This is a genomic window from Streptomyces sp. CA-249302 (assembly GCF_050936785.1).
In the GTDB taxonomy this organism is placed as follows: domain Bacteria; phylum Actinomycetota; class Actinomycetes; order Streptomycetales; family Streptomycetaceae; genus Streptomyces.
Genome location: NZ_JBNJMG010000001.1, coordinates 7,485,302 through 7,503,879 on the forward strand (window position 1 = coordinate 7,485,302; position 18,578 = coordinate 7,503,879).

Consider the following 18,578-nt stretch of genomic DNA (forward strand, 5'->3'; position numbering starts at 1 on the left):
GACTGGGGACATGACCGCGGTGGACACGCAGATCGAGCGGCGCTGGGAGCAGTTCCACACCTGGGGGCCGTACGGGCTGCTCGGCGTCAGCGTCGTCCCCGCGCTCGCGACCGCCGACCCGCACGCGCCCCTGGCCAAGTGGTACACCGCCTGGGCCCTGCTCGGTGCCGCGGTCGTGCTCCAGCTGTGGTGGCACAGCACCCGCCCCGGCGGGCCCGACCGCCGTCGTGCGCCTTCCCCGGCCGGGACGGTGTACTACGTCGTCCGCTGGGCCCTCGCCTTCGCCCTCACCTGGATCAACCCGTTCTTCGCGTTCTACGCCGCCACCGGCTACATGGACGCCGACGAGACGATCCCCGGCAGGCGGTGGCAGCGGCTCGGGCTGCTGGCGAGCGCGGTCACCGTGGCCGGTGCGCAGGCCGGCGGGATGCCGTTCGGGAGCGTGGTCCAGTGGGCCGTCTTCGCCGCCCTCCTGATCGCCAACTCCGGTCTGCAGATGGTGGTCGCCCACCTCACCGAGCAGGAGACGCACCGGGCCCACGAGCGCAACGAGACCATCGCCGAGCTCGAACGCACCAACGCGGACCTGAAGCAGGCCCTCGACGAGAACGCCGCGCTGCACGCCCAACTCCTCGTCCAGGCACGGGAGGCGGGGGTCGCCGACGAGCGCCGCCGGCTCGCCGCCGAGATCCACGACACCCTCGCCCAGGGCCTGACCGGCATCATCGCCCAGCTCCAGGTCGTCTCGGGCACCCCCGACCCGGAACTGGCCCGCGAGCACGTGGGCCGCGCCATGGACCTCGCCCGGCACAGCCTCGGCGAGGCCCGCCGCTCGGTGCACAACCTCGCGCCGGTGGCCCTGGAGAACGACGGACTCCCCGAGGCCCTGAAGAAGACGGTCGCCGAATGGGGTGAACGGACGGGCGTACGCGCCGAGTTCACCGTCACCGGCACCACGGAACAGCTCCACGAGGAGGTCTCCGCCACCCTGCTGCGCATCGTCCAGGAGGCCCTCTCCAACGCCGCCCGGCACGCCCACGCCACCCGCGTCGGCGTCACCCTCTCCTACCTGGGCGACGAGGTCATCCTCGACATCCGCGACGACGGCACCGGCTTCGACCTCCTCGCCGTGCCCGCCCGCACCCTCCACCACTCTCGACTTCGCTCGAGCGGGGGGACCCCCAGCGGCGGCTTCGGCCTGGGCGGCATGCGCGCGCGTGCCGAGCGCATCGCGGGCTCACTCACCGTGGAGTCCGAACCGGGGCACGGCACGGCGCTGTCGGCTCGCGTACCGTTGGTCCGCGATGAGCGATGACCTGGTGATCAGCCTCCTGATCGTGGACGATCATCCCGTCGTACGGGACGGTCTGCGCGGCATGTTCGAGTCCGCGCCCGGGTTCACGGTGCTCGGCGAGGCGTCGGACGGGGTCGAGGCGGTGGCGAAGGCGTCGGTGCTCGACCCGGACGTGATCCTGATGGACCTGCGCATGCCGGGCGGCGGCGGAGTCGACGCCATCCGGGAGCTGACCCGCCGGTCCGCCCGCGCGAAGGTGCTCGTGCTGACGACGTACGACACCGACTCGGACACCCTCCCCGCGATCGAGGCGGGCGCGACGGGCTATCTCCTCAAGGACGCCCCGCGCGACGAGCTGTTCACGGCGGTCCGCGCGGCGGCCGACGGCCGGACGGTGTTGTCCCCGGCGGTCGCCTCCCGCCTGGTGTCGGCCGTCCGCGCCCCCGGCAACGAGCCGCTCTCCGCACGCGAGCGCGAGGTGCTGGCCCTGGTCGCCAAGGGCACGTCCAACCGGGAGATCGCCCGCCAGCTGTTCATCAGCGAGGCGACCGTGAAGACCCATCTCACCCACCTGTACGCCAAGTTGGGCGTCAGCGACCGCGCGGCGGCGGTCGCCACGGCGTACCAGCGGGGGATCCTCGGCCAACTCGGGTAGGGGAGCAGGGGGGCGGCGGTCCGCTCCCAGGCCGCCTTCAGCCCGGCCGGCAACTCCGGCCTGTCCCGGGCGAGATCGGCCACGAACTTCTCGCCGCTCAGCGGCCACAGGTACGACCAGCGCTCACCGCCGTTGTCGCCGGCGAACACCACAACGGCGTTCTCCTCCTGTTCGGCGTGACGCAGCGCGGCGAGCACCTCAGGGCCGGTGCGGGGTGGTGAAGTCGAGGTTCAGCAGCCAGGGAGTGCCGTGGTCCCGGCTTACGTACTCAGCGGGTCGACGTAATGACCGGCGATCACTTACAGCGTTCACGGAGCTGCGATGGCGGCCCTGTCGACCACCTTCAACAGCAGCACCGCACGCGCCGGCACCGTGATCGCCGCCCCCGCCCGGTGCACCACCCCCGGCTGCTCGGCCTGGGTCTCCCGGGAGGTGTCCACGACGACCTCGTAGGCCGCCGCCCACGGTGGGCCCGGCAGCATGAAGGTCTCCGGGCGGTCGCCGGCGTGCAGGAGGGCGAGGAAGCTGTCGTCGAGGATGGGGTCGCCGTGTTCGTCGCGGCCGGGGATGTCCTTGCCGGAGAGGTACATGCCGAGGGTGGCGGCGGGGGCGTACCAGTCGCGTTCCGTCATCTCCGTGCCCCGCGCCGTGAACCAGGCCAGGTCGCGCAGGCCGTCCGCGGAGTGGGCGCGGCCGGAGAAGAAGGCGCGGCGGCGCAGCACGGGGTGCTGGTGGCGCAGGGCGATCAGCCGGGAGGTGAGGTCGAACAGGGCCTTCCAGCCCGGCTGTTCCAGCAGGCTCCAGTCCAGCCAGCTGATCTCGTTGTCCTGGCAGTACGCGTTGTTGCTGCCGCGCTGGGTGCGGCCCAGTTCGTCGCCGGCGACCAGCATCGGCACGCCCGTCGACAGCAGCAGGGTGGTGAGGAGGTTGCGCAACTGGCGTCGCCGTAGGGCCCGTACCCGCTCCTCCTCCGTCTCGCCCTCCGCCCCGCAGTTCCACGAGCGGTTGTCGTCCGTGCCGTCCCGGTTGCCCTCGCCGTTGGCCTCGTTGTGTTTGCGTTCGTACGACACCAGGTCGCGGAGCGTGAAACCGTCGTGCGCGGTGACGAAGTTGACGGAGGCGTACGGGCGGCGGCCGCCCCAGGCGTACAGGTCGCTGGAGCCGGAGAGGCGGTAGCCCAGGTCCCGTACGTCCGGCAGCGCGCCGCGCCAGAAGTCCCGTACGGCGTTGCGGTAGCGGTCGTTCCACTCCGTCCACAGGGGTGGGAAGGAGCCCACCTGGTAGCCGCCGGAGCCCACGTCCCACGGCTCGGCGATCAGCTTCACCCGGCGCAGGACCGGGTCCTGCGCGATCACCGCCAGGAACGGGGAGAGCATGTCGACGTCGTGCATCGAGCGGGCCAGCGCCGCCGCCAGGTCGAAGCGGAAGCCGTCGACGCCCATCTCGGTCACCCAGTAGCGCAGGGAGTCGGTGATGAGCCGCAGCACGTGCGGCTGGACCACGTGCAGGGTGTTTCCGCAGCCCGTGTAGTCGGCGTATCGACGCGCGTCCGACTGGAGGCGGTAGTAGCCGCGGTTGTCGATGCCCTTCAGGGAGAGCGTCGGGCCCAACTCGCCCGCCTCCGCGGTGTGGTTGTAGACCACGTCGAGGATCACCTCGATACCGGCCGCGTGCAGTGCGCGCACCATCCGCTTGAACTCGCCGACCTGCTGTCCCGTCGTACCGGAGGCGGCGTACGCGGCGTGCGGGGCGAAGTAGCCGATGGAGTTGTAGCCCCAGTAGTTCTTCAGGCCGCGGCGCAGGAGGTGGTCCTCGTGCGCGAACTGGTGGACGGGGAGCAACTCGACGGCCGTGACGCCCAGTTGGACGAGGTGCTCGATTGCGGCGGGGTGCGCCAAGCCGGCGTAAGTGCCCCGCAGTTCCTCCGGTATCCCCGGGTGCAGCTTGGTGAAGCCCCTGACGTGCAGTTCGTAGATGACCGAGTCCGCCCACGGGGTCTTGGGGCGGCGGTCGTCGGACCAGTCGTCGTCATCGTGGACGACGACGCCCTTCGGGACGTACGGCGCCGAGTCGCGGTCGTCGCGGACGGTGTCGGCGACCTGCTGCTGCGGCCAGTCGCGGACATGCCCGTAAACCTCGGGCGGCAGGCTGAAGTCGCCGTCCACCGCGCGGGCGTACGGGTCGAGGAGCAGCTTCGCCGGGTTCCAGCGGCTGCCGGTCCACGGGTCCCAGCGGCCGTGCACCCGGTAGCCGTACCGCTGGCCCGGCATGACCCCGGGCACGAAGCCGTGCCAGATCTCGTGCGTCAGCTCGGTCAGCCGGGCCCGGGTCTCCTTGCCCCGCTCGTCGAACAGGCACAGCTCGACGGCCTCCGCCCCGCCCGCCCACAGCGCGAAGTTGGTGCCCGCGACCCCGTCGTGGCCGACCCGGAACCTGGCCCCCAGCGGCGTCGGCGCACCCGGCCGCACGGGCACGCCGGGCGCCCTGCGGTGCACGCCGTTGACCACGGCGGCGGCCCGCACACCCTCCTCGGCCACCGCCTCCTGCTCGGCTGCGCTGGACACCACGGCCTCCCACGGCTCAAGGGACGACCGGAAAAAGAGAGCGCACGGCGTCCCGGCCACGGCTCCCCAGCGCGTCGTCCTCCCCACTGTTCTGCCCAGAGCTCGGCCAAACGACCCGAGGGAGGTGGGGGTGTGGCGAGCCCCTCAGGGTTCGGACCCACGTTTCCCCGGGGCGGGCCCCGTCGTTGTGCACCTCGTGACGCATGGACATGGGCGCGCGCGGCGCGCGGGGGCCGCACTGGCCGCCGTACTGACATGGGCGGGGCTGCTGGCCGGCTGTACTTCGGGCGGCTCCGGCGGGATCGACGAGGTGCTGGGCAAGGCCCCGGCGCCCGAGGACGTCATCCGGATCTCCCCGGACGACGGCAGCAAGGGCATCCAGCCGGACCAGCGGCTCCAGGTACGGGTGCCCAGCGGGCGCCTGGAGTCCGTGAAGGTCGTCCGGTCCCAGGACGCGCAGGAGTCGGTGGTGCCCGGGCACCTCTCCGACGACGGCCTGCGCTGGGAACCCGACGACAGCAGGCTCGCGCTCGCCGCCAAGTACACCGTCGACGCGGTCGCCCTGGACGGACACGGGCGCAGGTCGGCCCGGCACACCACGTTCACCACGGAGGTCCCCGACGAGCGCTTCATCGGCTACGTCACCCCCGAGAACCGCTCCACGGTCGGCACCGGCATGATCGTCTCCCTGGAGTTCAACCGCGAGATCGAGAACCGCGCCGCCGTCGAACGCGCCGTCCACGTCACCGCGAAGCCGGCCGTCGAGATCCGCCCGCACTGGTTCGGCAGCTCCCGCCTCGACTTCCGCCCCGAGAACTACTGGAAGCCCGGCACCCAGGTGACGGTCGCGCTCAAGCTCCGGGACGTGGAGGGCGCGCCCGGCGTCTACGGCCTCCAGTACAAGACGTTCTCCTTCACCGTCGGCCGCAGCCAGGTCTCCCTGGTCGACGCGGCCGCGCACACCATGGAAGTCCGCCGGGACGGCGACCTGCTCGCCACCGTCCCGATCACCGCCGGGGCGCCCAAACACACCACCTACAACGGGAAGATGGTGGTGATGGAGATGCTCGAGGTCACCCGCATGAACAGCCGCACGGTCGGCTTCGGCGGCGAGTACGACATCCCGGACGTCCCGCACGCCATGCGCCTGACCGACTCCGGCACCTTCCTGCACGGCAACTACTGGGCGCCGACCGCCCCCGGCCGCGTCAACGTCAGTCACGGCTGCGTGGGCCTGAAGGACGTCAAGGGCGGCGGCTCCGACACCCCCGCGGGCTGGTTCTTCGACCGCAGTCTGATCGGGGACGTGGTCGAAGTCGTACACAGCAATGACAAAAAGGTCGCTCCTGACAACGGCCTCGGAGGGTGGAACATGGGGTGGAAGGAGTGGAAAGCGGGCAGTTGACGTTGCGACGGAACGGTGACCTTCGTCTGACACGAATCTCAAAACCCGGCGGTTAATATGCGCCAAGCGCGCTTGAGCTGCGCCGGGGTGGGGCCCGACCAGGCCCGGGAGGGGAGAACGACTTGAACGTCAGGCCGATATCGGGGGCGTCGGTTGACGCACGCAGGAGTGGCCGCAAGGGGTTGTTGGCGCTGATTCTCGGCGTCCTGCTGCTCGCGGTCACCGCGTGCGGAGGGGGAGGCTCGGGGTCCGGATCGGGCTCCGGAGACAGTAAGGGCAAGGATTCGGACACGGCCCAGAGCAAGCAGTCCGTGGCCGTCGTCGCCATCGCCCCCAAGGACGGGGCGAAGTCCGTCGACACCAGCGGGGCGCTCAAGGTCAGCGCCAGCAAGGGCAAGTTGACGACCGTCGAGGTCAAGGACGCCAAGGGCGACGCGGTGGCCGGCAAGATCGCCGCCGACGGCGCGAGCTGGACGCCGGACACGCACCTGGCCGCTGCCACCAAGTACTCGGTGCACGCGGTCGCCAAGGACTCCGAGGGCCGTCAGGCGGCGGAGGACTCCAGCTTCACCACGCTGACCCCGAAGAACACCTTCATCGGCACCTTCACCCCCGAGGACGGCTCCACGGTCGGCGTCGGGATGCCGTTCTCCATCCGCTTCACCCGGGGCATCACGCACCCCGAGGACGTGGCGAAGGCCATCAGCATCACCACCGAGCCGGCCGTCGACGTCGAGGGCCACTGGTTCGGCAACGACCGCCTCGACTTCCGCCCCGAGCAGTACTGGAAGTCCGGCACCAAGGTCACCGTCAAGCTCGACCTGAACGGCGTCGAGGGCCGCCCGGGCGTCTACGGCTCGCAGGCCAAGACGGTGAAGTTCACCATCGGCCGCAACCAGGTCTCCTACGTGGACGCCAAGAAGCACACCATGAAGGTCACCCAGGACGGCAAGACCATCAAGACCATCCCGGTCACCACCGGCAAGCCCGGCTACGACACCTGGAACGGCCAGATGGTCATGAGCCAGAAGCTCACCGAGACCCGCATGAACAGCGAGACGGTCGGCTACGGCAGCGAGTACGACATCAAGGACGTGCCGCACGCCATCCGCCTGACCGACTCGGGCACCTTCGCCCACGGCAACTACTGGGGCGGCGGCGCCTTCGGCAACTACAACGCCAGCCACGGCTGCATCGGTCTGCGGGACGTGCGCGGCGGCTACGACAGCACCACGCCGGCGGCCTGGTTCTTCAGCCACTCGATCCTCGGCGACGTGGTGGTCGTGAAGAACTCCGACGACGCGACGGTCGACCCGGCCAACGGCCTCAACGGCTGGAACATGTCGTGGGACAAGTGGAAGTCGTAGAACCTTCCAGGCGTACGACTCCTGCGTCCGCCTCCTGACGATCGGCCCCGGTGTGAGCTACTGCACCGGGGCCGTTGTCGTTAGCGCACGTTAACCTGCCTGCATGACCGTGAATCTCGAAGTCGCCGAAGGCGTCGGCACCATCCGGCTCGACCGGCCGCCCATGAACGCCCTGGACGTGGCCACCCAGGACCGGCTCAAGGAGCTGGCCGAGGAGGCGACCCGGCGCGAGGACGTCCGGGCCGTGATCGTGTACGGCGGGGAGAAGGTGTTCGCGGCCGGCGCGGACATCAAGGAGATGCAGGCGATGGACCACACCGCGATGGTCCTGCGCGCCCGCGCCCTCCAGGACTCGTTCACGGCGGTGGCCCGCATCCCCAAGCCGGTGGTCGCGGCGATCACCGGCTACGCCCTCGGCGGCGGCTGCGAGTTGGCGCTGTGCGCGGACTACCGCATCGCCGCGGACAACGCCAAGCTGGGCCAGCCGGAGATCCTGCTCGGCCTGATCCCCGGCGCGGGCGGCACCCAGCGGCTGGCCCGGCTGGTCGGCCCGTCCAAGGCCAAGGACCTGATCTTCACCGGCCGGATGGTCAAGGCGGACGAGGCGCTGACGCTCGGTCTGGTGGACCGCGTCGTGCCGGCCGCCGAGGTGTACACCGCCGCGCACGAGTGGGCGGCGAGGCTGGCGCAGGGGCCGGCGATCGCGCTGCGGGCCGCGAAGGAGTCCATCGACACCGGTCTGGAGACGGACCTCGAGACGGGCCTGGCCGTCGAACGGAACTGGTTCGCGGGCCTGTTCGCGACGGAGGACCGCGAGCGCGGGATGCGGAGCTTCGTGGAGGAGGGCCCCGGCAAGGCGAAGTTCCTCTGAAGTACCCCCGAACCACTTGCAATTGACGCGATGTCTGATCCGGGTCCCTCGATGGGGCGGTTTATGGGAGCCTTAAGGCAACCTTAAGTCTGGCTTGTCGAGGGAGTCCGTCGATTGCCTCCAGAGGAGTCGTCGTCGCAGCTCAGGCAGGGTGCCGAAGCTTCCGAACTGCCGCTGGCATATGCCGATCGGCCCATCCGGAAGGATGGATTCCGGGGGGCGTATTCCTCCGGAACGGCCCCGGAGGGCGCCCGGTGCGGCCATGATGGGGGCATGGCGGGGCTGGAGGGCATCGAACAGCCGCGGGGACAGGGCCGTGCGACCGCGGCGCGCTGGTCGCCTGCGGTCGAGGACGAACGAGCGCTCAAGGCACTGGAGTTGTTCGGCAATCCCACGGAGGCCGAGGTCCCGCTGCCGTCCCGCCCCGAGTCCGCGGCCACGGCCCGCCGGCTCACCCAGGTCGTCGTGCTGCGGCACTGGGGACTGACACCCAAGATGACCGAGGACGCCGTCCTGCTCGTGTCCGAGCTGGTCGGCAACGCCGTACGGCACACCGGCGCCCGGGTCTTCGGCCTGCGGATGCGCCGCCGCCGGGGCTGGATCCGCATCGAGGTCCGCGACCCGTCCCGCGGGCTGCCGTGTCTGATGCCGGTCCAGGAGACGGACATCAGCGGGCGGGGCCTGTTCCTGGTCGACAAGCTGTCCGACCGCTGGGGCGTGGACCTGCTGCCGCGCGGCAAGACGACGTGGTTCGAGATGCGGGTGGCGGACCGTTAGCGGATCGCCGGCCGATCATGGGCGGATCGGCCGCGACCCGAACAGTGTCCCCCAATAGGGGTAATCGCCCCTTTTCTTACCCGCCGCCCCTTAAATGGTGCGGGTGACCCAGACCGACCGCCGCACGGCCCTGCGCACCGGTGCCGGGCTCCTCGCCGCCGGCGCCCTCACCGCGGGATGCGGTACGCACGGTGCCGTCGCCGCCCACCCCGCCCCCTCCGCGCATCCGACCACGCCCACCCGCACGACCTCCGCCGCGGCCCCCGTCCCCCGCCGCCTCCCCGGTCAACCCGCCCAGCTCACCCACGGCCCCCGCACCCACCCCCGCGTCGCCCTCACCTTCCACGGCCAGGGCGATCCGGCCCTGGCCCGCCGCATCCTCACCGAGGCCGAGCGGCACGGCGCCCACGTCACCGTGCTCGCCGTCGGCAACTGGCTCGACGAGCAGCCGGACCTGGCCCGCCGCATCCTCGACGGCGGCCACGACCTCGGCAACCACACCCAGCGCCACCTCGCGATCAACACCATGTCCGAGGCCGACGCCCGCACCGAGATCACCGCCTGCGCCGACCGGCTGAAGCGGCTGACCGGCTCGATCGGCACCTGGTTCCGCCCCTCCCGCGCCCCGCAGGCCTCCCCGCTGGTCGCCCGCCTGGCCCAGGCCGCCGGCTATCCGCACGTCCTGTCCTACGACGTCGACTCCCTCGACTACACCCGGCCCGGCGCCGCCGCCATCACCCGCAAGGTCCTCGCCGAGGCCCGCGCCGGGTCCGTGGTGAGCCTGCACTTCGGGTATCCGGACACCGCCCTGGCGCTCCCCGCCGTACTGGAAGAACTCGCCCGTCGCGGTCTGTCCGCGGTGACCACCACGGAGTTGTTCAGCTGATGCAGCGCACCCGAATCGCCCACGCCCTCCTCGCGACCACCGTCCTCGCCGCCCTGGCCGCCTGCGGCGCGGGATCGAACCACCGCACGGACGAGGCGCTCGGCAGCAAGGCCGCCCTCGCCCCGGTCAGGAAGAAGACGACGGTCGTCCGGGGGCTGCCCGGCATGCCGCCGGTGCTGAACCCGAAGGACGTGTACGCGGCCGACCGCCCGAACCGACTCTCCCCGGTGGTACGGGACTTCCCGTCCCGCGTCTACGTCCCCAACACCAACTCCAACACCGTCTCGGTCATCGACCCGAGGACATACGAGGTCATCGAGACGATCCCGGTCGGCGCGCAGCCCCAGCACGTCGTGCCGTCCTGGGACATGAAGACGCTGTGGGTCAACAACGACCGCGGCAACACCCTCACCCCGATCGACCCGAAGACCGGCAAGGCGGGGAAGACGGTCGACGTGCACGACCCGTACAACCTCTACTTCACGCCCAACGGCAAGTACGCGATCGTGATGGCCTCCCTCGACCGCGAACTGGTCTTCCGCGACGCGCACACCATGAAGCGCGAGAAGACCGTCCCGGTCAGCTGCTACGGCGTCAACCACGCCGACTTCTCCCTCGACGGCCGCTACTTCATCGTCTCCTGCGAGTTCAGCGGCGAGCTGCTGAAGGTCGACACGGAGAAGATGAAGGTGATCGGCCAGCAGAAGCTACCGTTCCACGGCGCGATGCCGCAGGACGTCAAGATCTCGCCGGACGGGAAGAAGTTCTACATCGCCGACATGATGGCCGACGGGGTGTGGATCCTCGACGGCGACAAGTTCACCAAGCCGGCCTTCCTGCCCACCGGCAAGGGCTGCCACGGCCTCTACGTCAGCCGCGACTCGCGGGAGATGTACATCTCCAACCGCGGCGAGGGCTCGATCTCCGTCTTCGACTTCGCCGAGAACAAGGTCACCAAGAAGTGGCATCTGCCGGACGGCGGCAGCCCCGACATGGGCGGCGTCTCGGCCGACGGCAAGGTCCTGTGGCTGTCCGGCCGCTACAACTCCGAGGTGTACGCCATCGACACGCACACCGGAAAGCAGCTGGCCCGCATCAAGGTCGGCAGCGGCCCGCACGGCCTCGCGGTCTATCCCCAGCCGGGCCGCTACTCCCTCGGGCACACCGGCATCTTCCGCTGACAGCACGGCAGTTGGACACGCCGCCGATCGAGTGATGATCCACAACCCGCCGCCGCGGACCCGGAATCGTGCTCAGCATGATCACAACTCCCCTCCGGCGGCGGGCCGCTGCCGCGCTCCTGTCCCTCGCGGCCGTCTTCGTCACCGTCGCCCCCGCGAAGGCCGCCGCGCCCGCCTGCCCCCAGTTCGACGACCCGGTCAAGGCGGCCGCCGACCGCCGGGTCGACGTCGACCGCATCACGCCCGAGCCGGTCTGGCGCACGACCTGCGGCACCCTCTACCGCAGCGACGGCCGCGGCCCGGCGACCGTATTCGAGCAGGGCTTCTACCCCAAGGACGTCATCGACGGCCAGTACGACATCGAGCAGTACGTGCTGGTCAACCAGCCCTCCCCGTACGTCTCGACGTCGTACGACCACGACCTCTACAAGACGTGGTGGAAGGCCGGCTACAACTACTACATCGACGCCCCGGGCGGTGTGGACGTCAACAAGACCATCGGCGACACCCACAAATGGGCCGACCAGGTCGAGGTGGCCTTCCCCGGTGGTATCGCCCGGCAGTACATCATCGGCGTCTGCCCGGTCGACAAGAAGACCAAGGTCGAGATCATGAGCGACTGCGAGAGCAACCCGTACTACGAGCCCTGGCACTGAGCAGCGCCTCGGATCCGACGGGCCGATAGCCGGCCGCCTGGAACGCCCGCAAGCTGCGGGCGTTCCCCGGCGCGACCTGCGCCCACACCGGTTCGGCGACCAGCTGCCGGGCGGCGGTCACCAGCAGCCGCCCCAGCCCCCGGTGCCGTACACCCTCATCCACCTCGACCGACACCTCCAGCCGCCCACCGATCCCGCGCCCCATGACGAGCACCCCGCCGTCCGCCGTCCAGGCGCGCACCTCGTCGCGGCGGCCGCGGGCGTACACGATCCGCGGATGCCCGCCGTCCTCGATCTCCCTGAGCGCGACCGGCGGTTCGCCCGGCAGCGGGGCGCCGACCAGCATGGCGTCGATGGTTTCGGTGGTACGGCCCGTGCGGTCGAGGAGTGCGGTCAGGAATCGCGGGTTCATGGGGGCGGCGAGCGCGTCGCAGCGCACGGCGCTCAGCGTCTCGCGCACCCACTCCGGGTCCTCGTCGGTGAAGACGACGGCGTGCGCGGTGAAGGCGAGGACCCCCGCGTCCCGTTCGCAGGCCTGCGGGACGACCGTCGTGCCGCCGTCCGCGGGCGGGAAGACACCGCGGGCCGCCGAGTCGAGAATGTCCCGCAAGGTCTCCATCGATCCGCCCCCGCACGCCTTGAGTCTCCACCCACTGGAAGGCCCAGACTCACACACATGATCGAAGACGGCACCGGACTCTTCACCATCGGCGAGCTGGCCAGGGCCACCGGACTGACCGTGCGTACCATCCGCTACTGGTCCGACGAGGGCGTACTCACTCCCGTCGGCCGCTCCACGGGCGGTTACCGGCTCTACGACGCCGGTTCCGCCGCCCGTCTGGAACTGATCCGCACCCTGCGCGAGCTGGGCCTCGGCCTCGCGGACGTGCGCAAGGTGCTGGACGGGGAGCGGACGGTCGCCGAGGTGGCCGCGGCGCACGTGGTGGCGCTGGACGCGCAGATCCGCTCGCTGCGGGTGACCCGGGCGGTGCTGTCGACCGTGGCGCGACGCGGTTCGAGTGCGGAGGAGATGACCCTGATGAACAAACTGGCGCGGCTGTCGGCGGCCGAGCGCAGGCGGATCATGGAGGAGTTCGTGGAGGAGATGTTCCACGGGCTCGACCTGGCCGACCCGGACGTCCGCGAACGGATGCGGAACACCGCGGTGAACCTGCCGGACGACCCGACGCCCGAGCAGGTCGACGCGTGGGTGGAGCTGGCGGAGCTGGTGCAGGACCCCGCTTTCCGGGTGCAGATGCGCAGGGCGGCCGAGCTCAATCACGCCGGCCGCGCGGCCGACACACCCGCCGGGGCATCCAGGTGGTTCGCCAAACGGATGGTCGAGCTGGTGGGGAAGGCGCGTGAGCGCGGGATCGACCCCGAGTCGTCGGCCGCCGACGAGGTGCTGCGGGACCTGTTCGGTGACACCGACCACGCCGCGGTCCTCGAACGCATCGACGCGACCCACAATCCCCGGCTCGCCCGCTACCGCGAGCTGCTGGGGATCCTCAAGGGGACGCCCATGCACACCTACGCGGAGGAGTTCTCCTGGGTGGGCGCCGCGCTCCGGGCGCGTACGGCCAGCTAATCTGACCTGCGTCAGCAACACAGCAAGACACGCAGTCATGGAGAAAAGGGGCGGATCGGTGGCGGACATCGAGGCAGCGCGCAAGGAATTCCAGCGGATCGACACCGACGGAGACGGCTTCATCACGGCCGCCGAGTTCAAGTCCGCCCTCGCCCAGGAGGGCGACTGGAACGTCACCGAGTCGGTCGCCGAGGTGATCATCAAGTCCCGCGACCTGAACGGCGACAAGGTCCTGTCCTTCGACGAGTTCTGGGCCTACCTGAACAAGTAGCGGACGCGGAAACCAAGTCGCGAACGCGAAAAAGGGGGGCGCCCGAGGAGGCGCCCCCTTCGTCATGTGGGGCAGGCCGGCGGGGGCGGGCCAAGAGGCGGACGGGAAGTCCGCCGGGGCGCGTCAGGAGGCCTGTCTGCGGTACTGCCCCGGCGCCACCCCGTACTCCCGCTTGAACGCCTTGGCGAACGCGAACTCCGAGGTGTAACCGGCCCGTTGGGCGATCTGGCGGAGCGGGAGGTCCTCCTCGCGGAGCAGCCGGCCGGCGGTCGTCATGCGCCACCAGGTGAGATAGGCGAGCGGCGGTTCGCCGACCAGCGTGGTGAAGCGGCGGGCGAAGGCCGCGCGGGACAGGCCGCCCTCGGCGCCGAGTTCCCCGACCGTCCAGGGGTGGGCCGGGTCGCCGTGGATCGCGCGCAGGGCCGCCGCCACGGCCGGGTCGGCGAGCGCCGCCGACCAGCCGGTGCCCCGGTGCTCCCGCTGCCACCAGGCGCGCAGGATGTACAGCAGCAGCGTGTCCAGGAGCGAGGTGACGATGGCGTCGGAGCCGGGCCGCCGCTCCTCCAGCTCCATGCCGAGCAGCTCCACCGCCGCCCGCAGCGAACGGTCCGCGCCGACCCGGGCGGGCAGGTGCACGACCTCCGGCAGCTCGGTCAGCAGCCGGTGGGCGCGGCTGTGGTCCAGCCCGTAGGAGCCGCACAGCATGACGGCGTCCGGGGCCAAATCCCTTGGGGGAGAGGGTGGTTGGGGCCACTGGCCGTTCTGCCCGGGCCGTACCGGGTCCAGCGGTACGTCGAGTCCGCTGGCCAGCGCGTGCCCCCGCCCGTGCGCCAGGAACACCACGTCGCCCGGACCGACGACGACCGGCTCGCCCTCCGCCGGGATCAGCAACGCCGACCCGCGCAGCACCACATGGAACCCGGCCCCCGCCGAGGCCTCGAACCGCATGCCCCAGGGCGCGTACTTGTCCCGCAGCGAGGAGTGCGGCCGCCCGGTGCGCATCGCGCCCACGGCATCGCTGAGTACGTCCATGTCCGAACGGTAACCGGCGCGGCAGGGCAGAAGACGTGCGGACAGGAAACGGAGACCGATGGACATGGATCGTCTCACGACCGCCTCGTAGCGTTTCCTGCATGCCAACCACCGCACGTACCGTGCTTTTTCATGAAATCGGCGGCCCCGAGGTCCTGCGGATCGAGGACGCGACGGTCCCCGACCACCCCGCCCCCGGCCAAGTCCTCGTCCGCGTCGAGGCGTTGGGCCTCAACCGCGCCGAAGCCCTTTTCCGCAGCGGCACTTACTACTACCAGCCTGCCCTCCCCGCCTCCCGCCTCGGCTACGAGGCCGCCGGCATCGTCGAGGCGATCGGCGAGGGCGTGACCGAACTCGCCGTCGGCGACCCGGTGATGACCGGCCCCGGCATCGAGATGAGCGCACAGGGCGTGTACGCCGAGCGGGTCGTCCTGCCCGAGTCCGCCGTCCTGCGCCGCCCCGGCTCCGTCGACGCGGTGACCGGCGCGGCGGCCTGGCTGACGTACACGACCGCGTACGGCGGCCTGCTGGAGACGGCCGGCCTCCGCCCCGGCGACCACGTCCTGATCACCGGCGCGTCCAGCGGGGTCGGCACGGCGGCGATCCAGGTCGCCCGCCGCATCGGCGCGGTCCCCCTGGCGACCACGCGCACGGAGGAGAAGCGGCGCGGGCTCCTGGAACTGGGCGCGGCGGAGGTGATCGTCACCGGGGAGTCGGCGCCGGAGGCCGTGGCCAAGGAGGTGCGGCGGCTCACCGGCGGCAGGGGCGTCGAGGTGATCTTCGACGCGATCGGCGGCCCCGGCTTCCGTGCGCTGGCGGAGGCCCTGGCGACGGGCGGCTCGGTGCTCGCCTACGGCTGGCTGGACCGCCGTCCCGCCGAGATCCCCGGAACTGGCCCTTCACCATCCACACCTACGTCAACATGATCCTCACCGCCACCCCGGACGGCCGCCGCCGCTCCACCGCCTTCCTGAACGCGGGCCTGGCCGACGGCGGCTTCCGCCCGGTCGTCGGCGAGGTCTTCGAGGGACTGGACCGGATCCGGGACGCCCACCGCCTGATGGAGTCGAACCGGCACACGGGCAAGATCGTCGTACGGGTGTGAAGGTGCGGACGGTGTTCACCCGTTGAGCCCGCCGTACGGAATAGACCGGGAACCGCCTGGGTTGACGCATGTCAGAAGCATGCATGTGCATCTACCCTGAAAGGCCAGTCCTGTCATGAAGATCGGCATCATCGGCGCGGGCAACATCGGCGGCAACCTCACCCGGCGGCTCACCGCCCTCGGTCACGACGTCTCCGTCGCCAACTCCCGCGGTCCCGAAACGCTCACCGACTTGGCGAAGGAGACCGGTGCGACACCGGTCCCGGTGGAGGAGGCGGCGCGCGGCGCGGAGGTCGTGGTCGTCACGATCCCCCTCAAGGCGATCCCCGATCTGCCGGCCGGCGTACTGGACGGCGCCGCGGCGGACGTGGCGGTGATCGACACCGGCAACTACTACCCGCAGCGGGACGGCAGGATCGCCGGCATCGAGGACGAGGGCCTCACGGAGAGCGCCTGGACGGCACGCGAGATCGGCCACACCGTGATCAAGGCCTTCAACGGCACCTACGCCCAGGACATCCTCGACCGCCCCCTGCCGCCCGGCACCCCCGACCGCCAGGCGCTCCCGGTCGCGGGCGACGACGAGCAGGCCAAGGCGAAGGTCCGGTCCCTGATCGACGAACTCGGCTTCGACACGGTCGACACAGGCACCCTCGCCGACTCCTGGCGCCAACAGCCGGGCACACCGGTGTACGGCCTCCGCGCAGGAACGGACGCCGTGACAAAGGCCTTGTCGGAGGCGTCCCCGGAACGCCCGGCGGACTTCCGCGGCTAGCCGGAACCGCCGTCGGCCGGCCCTCTCCTAGGCGTCGTTGGCCCACTCCTTCAGCGCGGCCTTGTCCTCGAAATCCGCGACGTCCTTGTCGTGGGGTTCGCTGCTGTACTGGTGGAAGCGCCACTTGGCCTTGATGCGGGGCTTGCCGGCGGTGACGTAGTCGGCGATCCACAGGCCGTCGCCGGCGTACGACGTCGTGTCGACGTTCAGCCAGAAGTCCCTGTTCGCGTACAGGATCACCTGGTGGCTCGGCCGGAGTTCCTTCACTTTCCGGATGAACAGGTCCTTCTCCGCGTTGCTCGCGTGGGTGCCGGAGCTCGTCGTCTCCCAGTCGACCGCGAGGATGTCGCCCGCCTTCTCGGGGGCGTGTTTGACGAAGTACTCCGCCTGGGCCTCCAGGTTGCCGGGCCACAGGAAGTGGTAGAAGCCGACGACCAGGCCGGCGTCACGGCCGTGTTTCGTCTGCGCCGCCAGTCTCGGGTTGACGTACGAACGGCCCTCCGTCGCCTTGATGAAGACGAAGGAGAGGCCGTCCGTGTCGTACGACGAGGACTGGTAGGCGCTCACGTCTATGCCGCGCAGCATGGGGGTCTCCCTGAAGTGCCGGGGTGGGGACGGAAGTTGAGGTATCTCCCACCTTGGCACGGAGGATCCGGGGCTGCGTGGAAACGATGTGGAAGCGGCGTGGAATCGAGGGGGAGGCGGTGAGGAGACGCGAGCTTCCGGCGGCTGCCGGGCTCAGCACTCGATGATGTTCACCGCCAGCCCACCCCGCGCGGTCTCCTTGTACTTCACGCTCATGTCGGCGCCCGTGTCCTTCATCGTCTTGATGACCTTGTCCAGGGACACCTTGTGCGAGCCGTCGCCGCGCATCGCCATCTTCGCGGCCGTGACCGCCTTGACCGCCGCCATACCGTTGCGCTCGATGCAGGGGATCTGGACCAGGCCGCCGACCGGGTCGCAGGTGAGGCCGAGGTTGTGTTCCATGCCGATCTCGGCCGCGTTCTCGACCTGCTCGGGGGAGCCGCCCAGCACCTCGGCCAGCGCGCCCGCCGCCATCGAGCAGGCCGAACCGACCTCGCCCTGGCAGCCGACCTCGGCACCGGAGATGGACGCGTTCTCCTTGAAGAGCATGCCGATCGCGCCCGCGGCCAGCAGGAAGCGGACCACCCCGTCCTCGTCGGCGCCCGGCACGAAGTTGATGTAGTAGTGGAGGACGGCCGGGATGATGCCCGCGGCGCCGTTCGTCGGGGCGGTGACCACCCGGCCGCCCGCCGCGTTCTCCTCGTTCACCGCCATCGCGTACAGCGTGATCCACTCCATCGAGCGGGCCAACGGGTCGCCCTCGGCGCGGAGTTGGCGCGCGGTCACGGCCGCCCGGCGTTTCACCCGCAGCCCGCCCGGCAGGATGCCCTCGCGGGACAGGCCGCGGGACACGCAGGCCTGCATGACCCGCCAGATGTCGAGGAGCCCGGAGCGGATCTCGTCCTCGGTGCGCCAGGCCCGCTCGTTCTCCAGCATCAGCGCGGAGATCGACAGGCCCGTCTCCTTCGTCAGGCGGAGCAGCTCGTCGCCCGTGCGGAAGGGGTACTTGAGGACCGTGTCGTCCAGCTTGATCCGGTTCGCGCCGGCCGCGCCTTCATCAAGCACGGTCTCGTCGACGACGAACCCGCCGCCCACCGAGTAGTACGTCTTCGACAGGAGTTCGGTGCCCGAGGCGTCGTATGCCCAGAGGGTCATGCCGTTCGCGTGGTACGGGAGGGCCTTACGGCGGTGCAGCTTCAGGTCGTCGTCGAAGGAGAACGGGATCTCGTGCTCGCCGAGCAGCCGCAGTCGCCGGTCGGCCTTGATCTGCTCGACCCGCTCGTCCGCCCCCTCCACGTCCACCGTCCGCGGCGAGGCGCCCTCCAGTCCGAGCAGCACCGCCTTGGGGGTGCCGTGGCCGTGGCCGGTCGCGCCCAGGGAGCCGTAGAGCTCGGCACGTATCGACGCTACGGAGTCCAGCAGCTCCTCGTGCCGCAGCCGGCGGGCGAACATGCGTGCCGCGCGCATCGGGCCGACCGTGTGGGAGCTGGACGGGCCGATGCCGATCGAGAACAGGTCGAAGACCGAGATGGCCACGGGGACTCCTCAATGCCGGGATGGTGGGGG

Annotated in this window: 17 protein-coding genes and 2 pseudogenes; 13 read left to right on the forward strand and 6 right to left on the reverse strand. The window is 70.7% G+C overall.

All coding sequences use genetic code 11. The features are described 5' to 3' along the window. Positions 1 to 10: 10 nt before the first annotated feature. On the forward strand, positions 11 to 1,315 hold the full coding sequence (locus ACQEWB_RS34035; RefSeq protein WP_432837858.1) for a sensor histidine kinase: 1,305 nt from the start codon (positions 11 to 13) through the stop codon (positions 1,313 to 1,315). Beyond that, the gene (locus tag ACQEWB_RS34040) at positions 1,305 to 1,949 is read left to right on the forward strand and encodes a response regulator (RefSeq protein WP_432837860.1); all 645 of its coding nucleotides are present in this window, start codon (positions 1,305 to 1,307) and stop codon (positions 1,947 to 1,949) included. Before ACQEWB_RS34035 ends, ACQEWB_RS34040 begins: the two co-directional genes overlap by 11 nt. Before the next feature lie 80 nt (positions 1,950 to 2,029). Here ACQEWB_RS34040 and ACQEWB_RS34045 read toward each other — a convergent pair. Both ACQEWB_RS34045 and glgX read right to left on the reverse strand, forming a co-directional pair. Then, positions 2,030 to 2,228: pseudogene (locus ACQEWB_RS34045) on the reverse strand (twin-arginine translocation pathway signal protein); the annotation flags it as partial. A gap of 29 nt (positions 2,229 to 2,257) precedes the next feature. Beyond that, a complete protein-coding gene (gene glgX / locus ACQEWB_RS34050; protein ID WP_432837862.1) occupies positions 2,258 to 4,513 on the reverse strand; it encodes a glycogen debranching protein GlgX in 2,256 nt (751 codons plus the stop codon). Between the two features lie 196 nt (positions 4,514 to 4,709). Between glgX and ACQEWB_RS34055 the strand changes: the two genes are divergently transcribed. The 7 genes from ACQEWB_RS34055 to ACQEWB_RS34085 all read left to right on the forward strand — a co-directional run bounded on the left by ACQEWB_RS34055 (position 4,710) and on the right by ACQEWB_RS34085 (position 11,656). Continuing rightward, positions 4,710 to 5,918, forward strand: a complete 1,209-nt coding sequence (locus ACQEWB_RS34055; protein ID WP_432837864.1) for an Ig-like domain-containing protein — start codon at positions 4,710 to 4,712, stop codon at positions 5,916 to 5,918. 122 nt (positions 5,919 to 6,040) lie between these two features. Beyond that, a complete protein-coding gene (locus ACQEWB_RS34060; protein WP_432837866.1) occupies positions 6,041 to 7,285 on the forward strand; it encodes a L,D-transpeptidase in 1,245 nt (414 codons plus the stop codon). Positions 7,286 to 7,388: 103 nt separating this feature from the next. Beyond that, positions 7,389 to 8,156 (forward strand): enoyl-CoA hydratase/isomerase family protein, encoded by a 768-nt coding sequence (locus tag ACQEWB_RS34065; protein ID WP_432837869.1) that lies wholly within the window; start codon positions 7,389 to 7,391, stop codon positions 8,154 to 8,156. 168 nt (positions 8,157 to 8,324) lie between these two features. Next, positions 8,325 to 8,933, forward strand: coding sequence for an ATP-binding protein (locus ACQEWB_RS34070; RefSeq protein ID WP_432844169.1), 609 nt, complete (start codon positions 8,325 to 8,327; stop codon positions 8,931 to 8,933). Positions 8,934 to 9,027: 94 nt separating this feature from the next. Next, on the forward strand, positions 9,028 to 9,819 hold the full coding sequence (locus tag ACQEWB_RS34075; RefSeq protein WP_432837871.1) for a polysaccharide deacetylase family protein: 792 nt from the start codon (positions 9,028 to 9,030) through the stop codon (positions 9,817 to 9,819). After that, positions 9,819 to 11,000, forward strand: a complete 1,182-nt coding sequence (locus ACQEWB_RS34080) for a YncE family protein (RefSeq protein ID WP_432837873.1) — start codon at positions 9,819 to 9,821, stop codon at positions 10,998 to 11,000. The genes ACQEWB_RS34075 and ACQEWB_RS34080 overlap by 1 nt, the downstream gene beginning before the upstream one ends. Positions 11,001 to 11,077: 77 nt before the next feature. Next, the gene (locus ACQEWB_RS34085; RefSeq protein WP_432837875.1) at positions 11,078 to 11,656 is read left to right on the forward strand and encodes an ADP-ribosyltransferase; all 579 of its coding nucleotides are present in this window, start codon (positions 11,078 to 11,080) and stop codon (positions 11,654 to 11,656) included. Here the strand turns inward: ACQEWB_RS34085 and ACQEWB_RS34090 are convergent. Further along, the gene (locus tag ACQEWB_RS34090) at positions 11,610 to 12,275 is read right to left on the reverse strand and encodes an N-acetyltransferase family protein (protein ID WP_432837877.1); all 666 of its coding nucleotides are present in this window, start codon (positions 12,273 to 12,275) and stop codon (positions 11,610 to 11,612) included. The two genes, ACQEWB_RS34085 and ACQEWB_RS34090, sit on opposite strands and share 47 nt — an antisense overlap. A 57-nt stretch (positions 12,276 to 12,332) precedes the next feature. On the opposite strand from ACQEWB_RS34090, the gene ACQEWB_RS34095 reads away from it, so the two are divergent. Both ACQEWB_RS34095 and ACQEWB_RS34100 read left to right on the forward strand, forming a co-directional pair. After that, positions 12,333 to 13,244, forward strand: a complete 912-nt coding sequence (locus ACQEWB_RS34095) for a MerR family transcriptional regulator (protein ID WP_432837880.1) — start codon at positions 12,333 to 12,335, stop codon at positions 13,242 to 13,244. Between the two features lie 58 nt (positions 13,245 to 13,302). Continuing rightward, entirely contained in the window at positions 13,303 to 13,515 is a 213-nt protein-coding gene (locus tag ACQEWB_RS34100) for an EF-hand domain-containing protein (protein WP_432837882.1), read from the forward strand. Between the two features lie 123 nt (positions 13,516 to 13,638). On the opposite strand, the gene ACQEWB_RS34105 is transcribed toward ACQEWB_RS34100, so the two are convergent. Next, on the reverse strand, positions 13,639 to 14,547 hold the full coding sequence (locus tag ACQEWB_RS34105) for an AraC family transcriptional regulator (RefSeq protein ID WP_432837884.1): 909 nt from the start codon (positions 14,545 to 14,547) through the stop codon (positions 13,639 to 13,641). A 101-nt stretch (positions 14,548 to 14,648) separates the two neighbouring features. Between ACQEWB_RS34105 and ACQEWB_RS34110 the strand changes: the two are divergent. Together ACQEWB_RS34110 and ACQEWB_RS34115 are read left to right on the forward strand one after the other, a co-directional pair. Further along, positions 14,649 to 15,652, forward strand: a pseudogene (locus ACQEWB_RS34110) (zinc-dependent alcohol dehydrogenase family protein). A gap of 115 nt (positions 15,653 to 15,767) precedes the next feature. Beyond that, positions 15,768 to 16,427 (forward strand): NADPH-dependent F420 reductase, encoded by a 660-nt coding sequence (locus ACQEWB_RS34115; RefSeq protein WP_432837886.1) that lies wholly within the window; start codon positions 15,768 to 15,770, stop codon positions 16,425 to 16,427. A gap of 27 nt (positions 16,428 to 16,454) precedes the next feature. Here ACQEWB_RS34115 and ACQEWB_RS34120 read toward each other — a convergent pair whose 3' ends face one another. Then, entirely contained in the window at positions 16,455 to 17,012 is a 558-nt protein-coding gene (locus ACQEWB_RS34120) for a glycoside hydrolase family 25 protein (protein ID WP_432837888.1), read from the reverse strand. Positions 17,013 to 17,165: 153 nt separating this feature from the next. Beyond that, positions 17,166 to 18,548 (reverse strand): L-serine ammonia-lyase, encoded by a 1,383-nt coding sequence (locus ACQEWB_RS34125; protein ID WP_432837890.1) that lies wholly within the window; start codon positions 18,546 to 18,548, stop codon positions 17,166 to 17,168. Between the last annotated feature and the right edge of the window lie 30 nt (positions 18,549 to 18,578).

Bases quoted from the DNA above. Each gene is read 5' to 3' on its own strand.
- ACQEWB_RS34035 (WP_432837858.1), top strand. From the start codon at position 11: ATGACCGCGGTGGACACGCAGATCGAGCGGCGCTGGGAGCAGTTCCAC.
- ACQEWB_RS34040 (WP_432837860.1), top strand. From the start codon at position 1,305: ATGAGCGATGACCTGGTGATCAGCCTCCTGATCGTGGACGATCATCCC.
- ACQEWB_RS34065 (WP_432837869.1), top strand. From the start codon at position 7,389: ATGACCGTGAATCTCGAAGTCGCCGAAGGCGTCGGCACCATCCGGCTC.
- ACQEWB_RS34075 (WP_432837871.1), top strand. From the start codon at position 9,028: ATGGTGCGGGTGACCCAGACCGACCGCCGCACGGCCCTGCGCACCGGT.
- ACQEWB_RS34080 (WP_432837873.1), top strand. From the start codon at position 9,819: ATGCAGCGCACCCGAATCGCCCACGCCCTCCTCGCGACCACCGTCCTC.
- ACQEWB_RS34085 (WP_432837875.1), top strand. From the start codon at position 11,078: ATGATCACAACTCCCCTCCGGCGGCGGGCCGCTGCCGCGCTCCTGTCC.
- ACQEWB_RS34090 (WP_432837877.1), bottom strand. From the start codon at position 12,275: ATGGAGACCTTGCGGGACATTCTCGACTCGGCGGCCCGCGGTGTCTTC.
- ACQEWB_RS34095 (WP_432837880.1), top strand. From the start codon at position 12,333: ATGATCGAAGACGGCACCGGACTCTTCACCATCGGCGAGCTGGCCAGG.
- ACQEWB_RS34105 (WP_432837884.1), bottom strand. From the start codon at position 14,547: ATGGACGTACTCAGCGATGCCGTGGGCGCGATGCGCACCGGGCGGCCG.
- ACQEWB_RS34115 (WP_432837886.1), top strand. From the start codon at position 15,768: ATGAAGATCGGCATCATCGGCGCGGGCAACATCGGCGGCAACCTCACC.
- ACQEWB_RS34120 (WP_432837888.1), bottom strand. From the start codon at position 17,012: ATGCTGCGCGGCATAGACGTGAGCGCCTACCAGTCCTCGTCGTACGAC.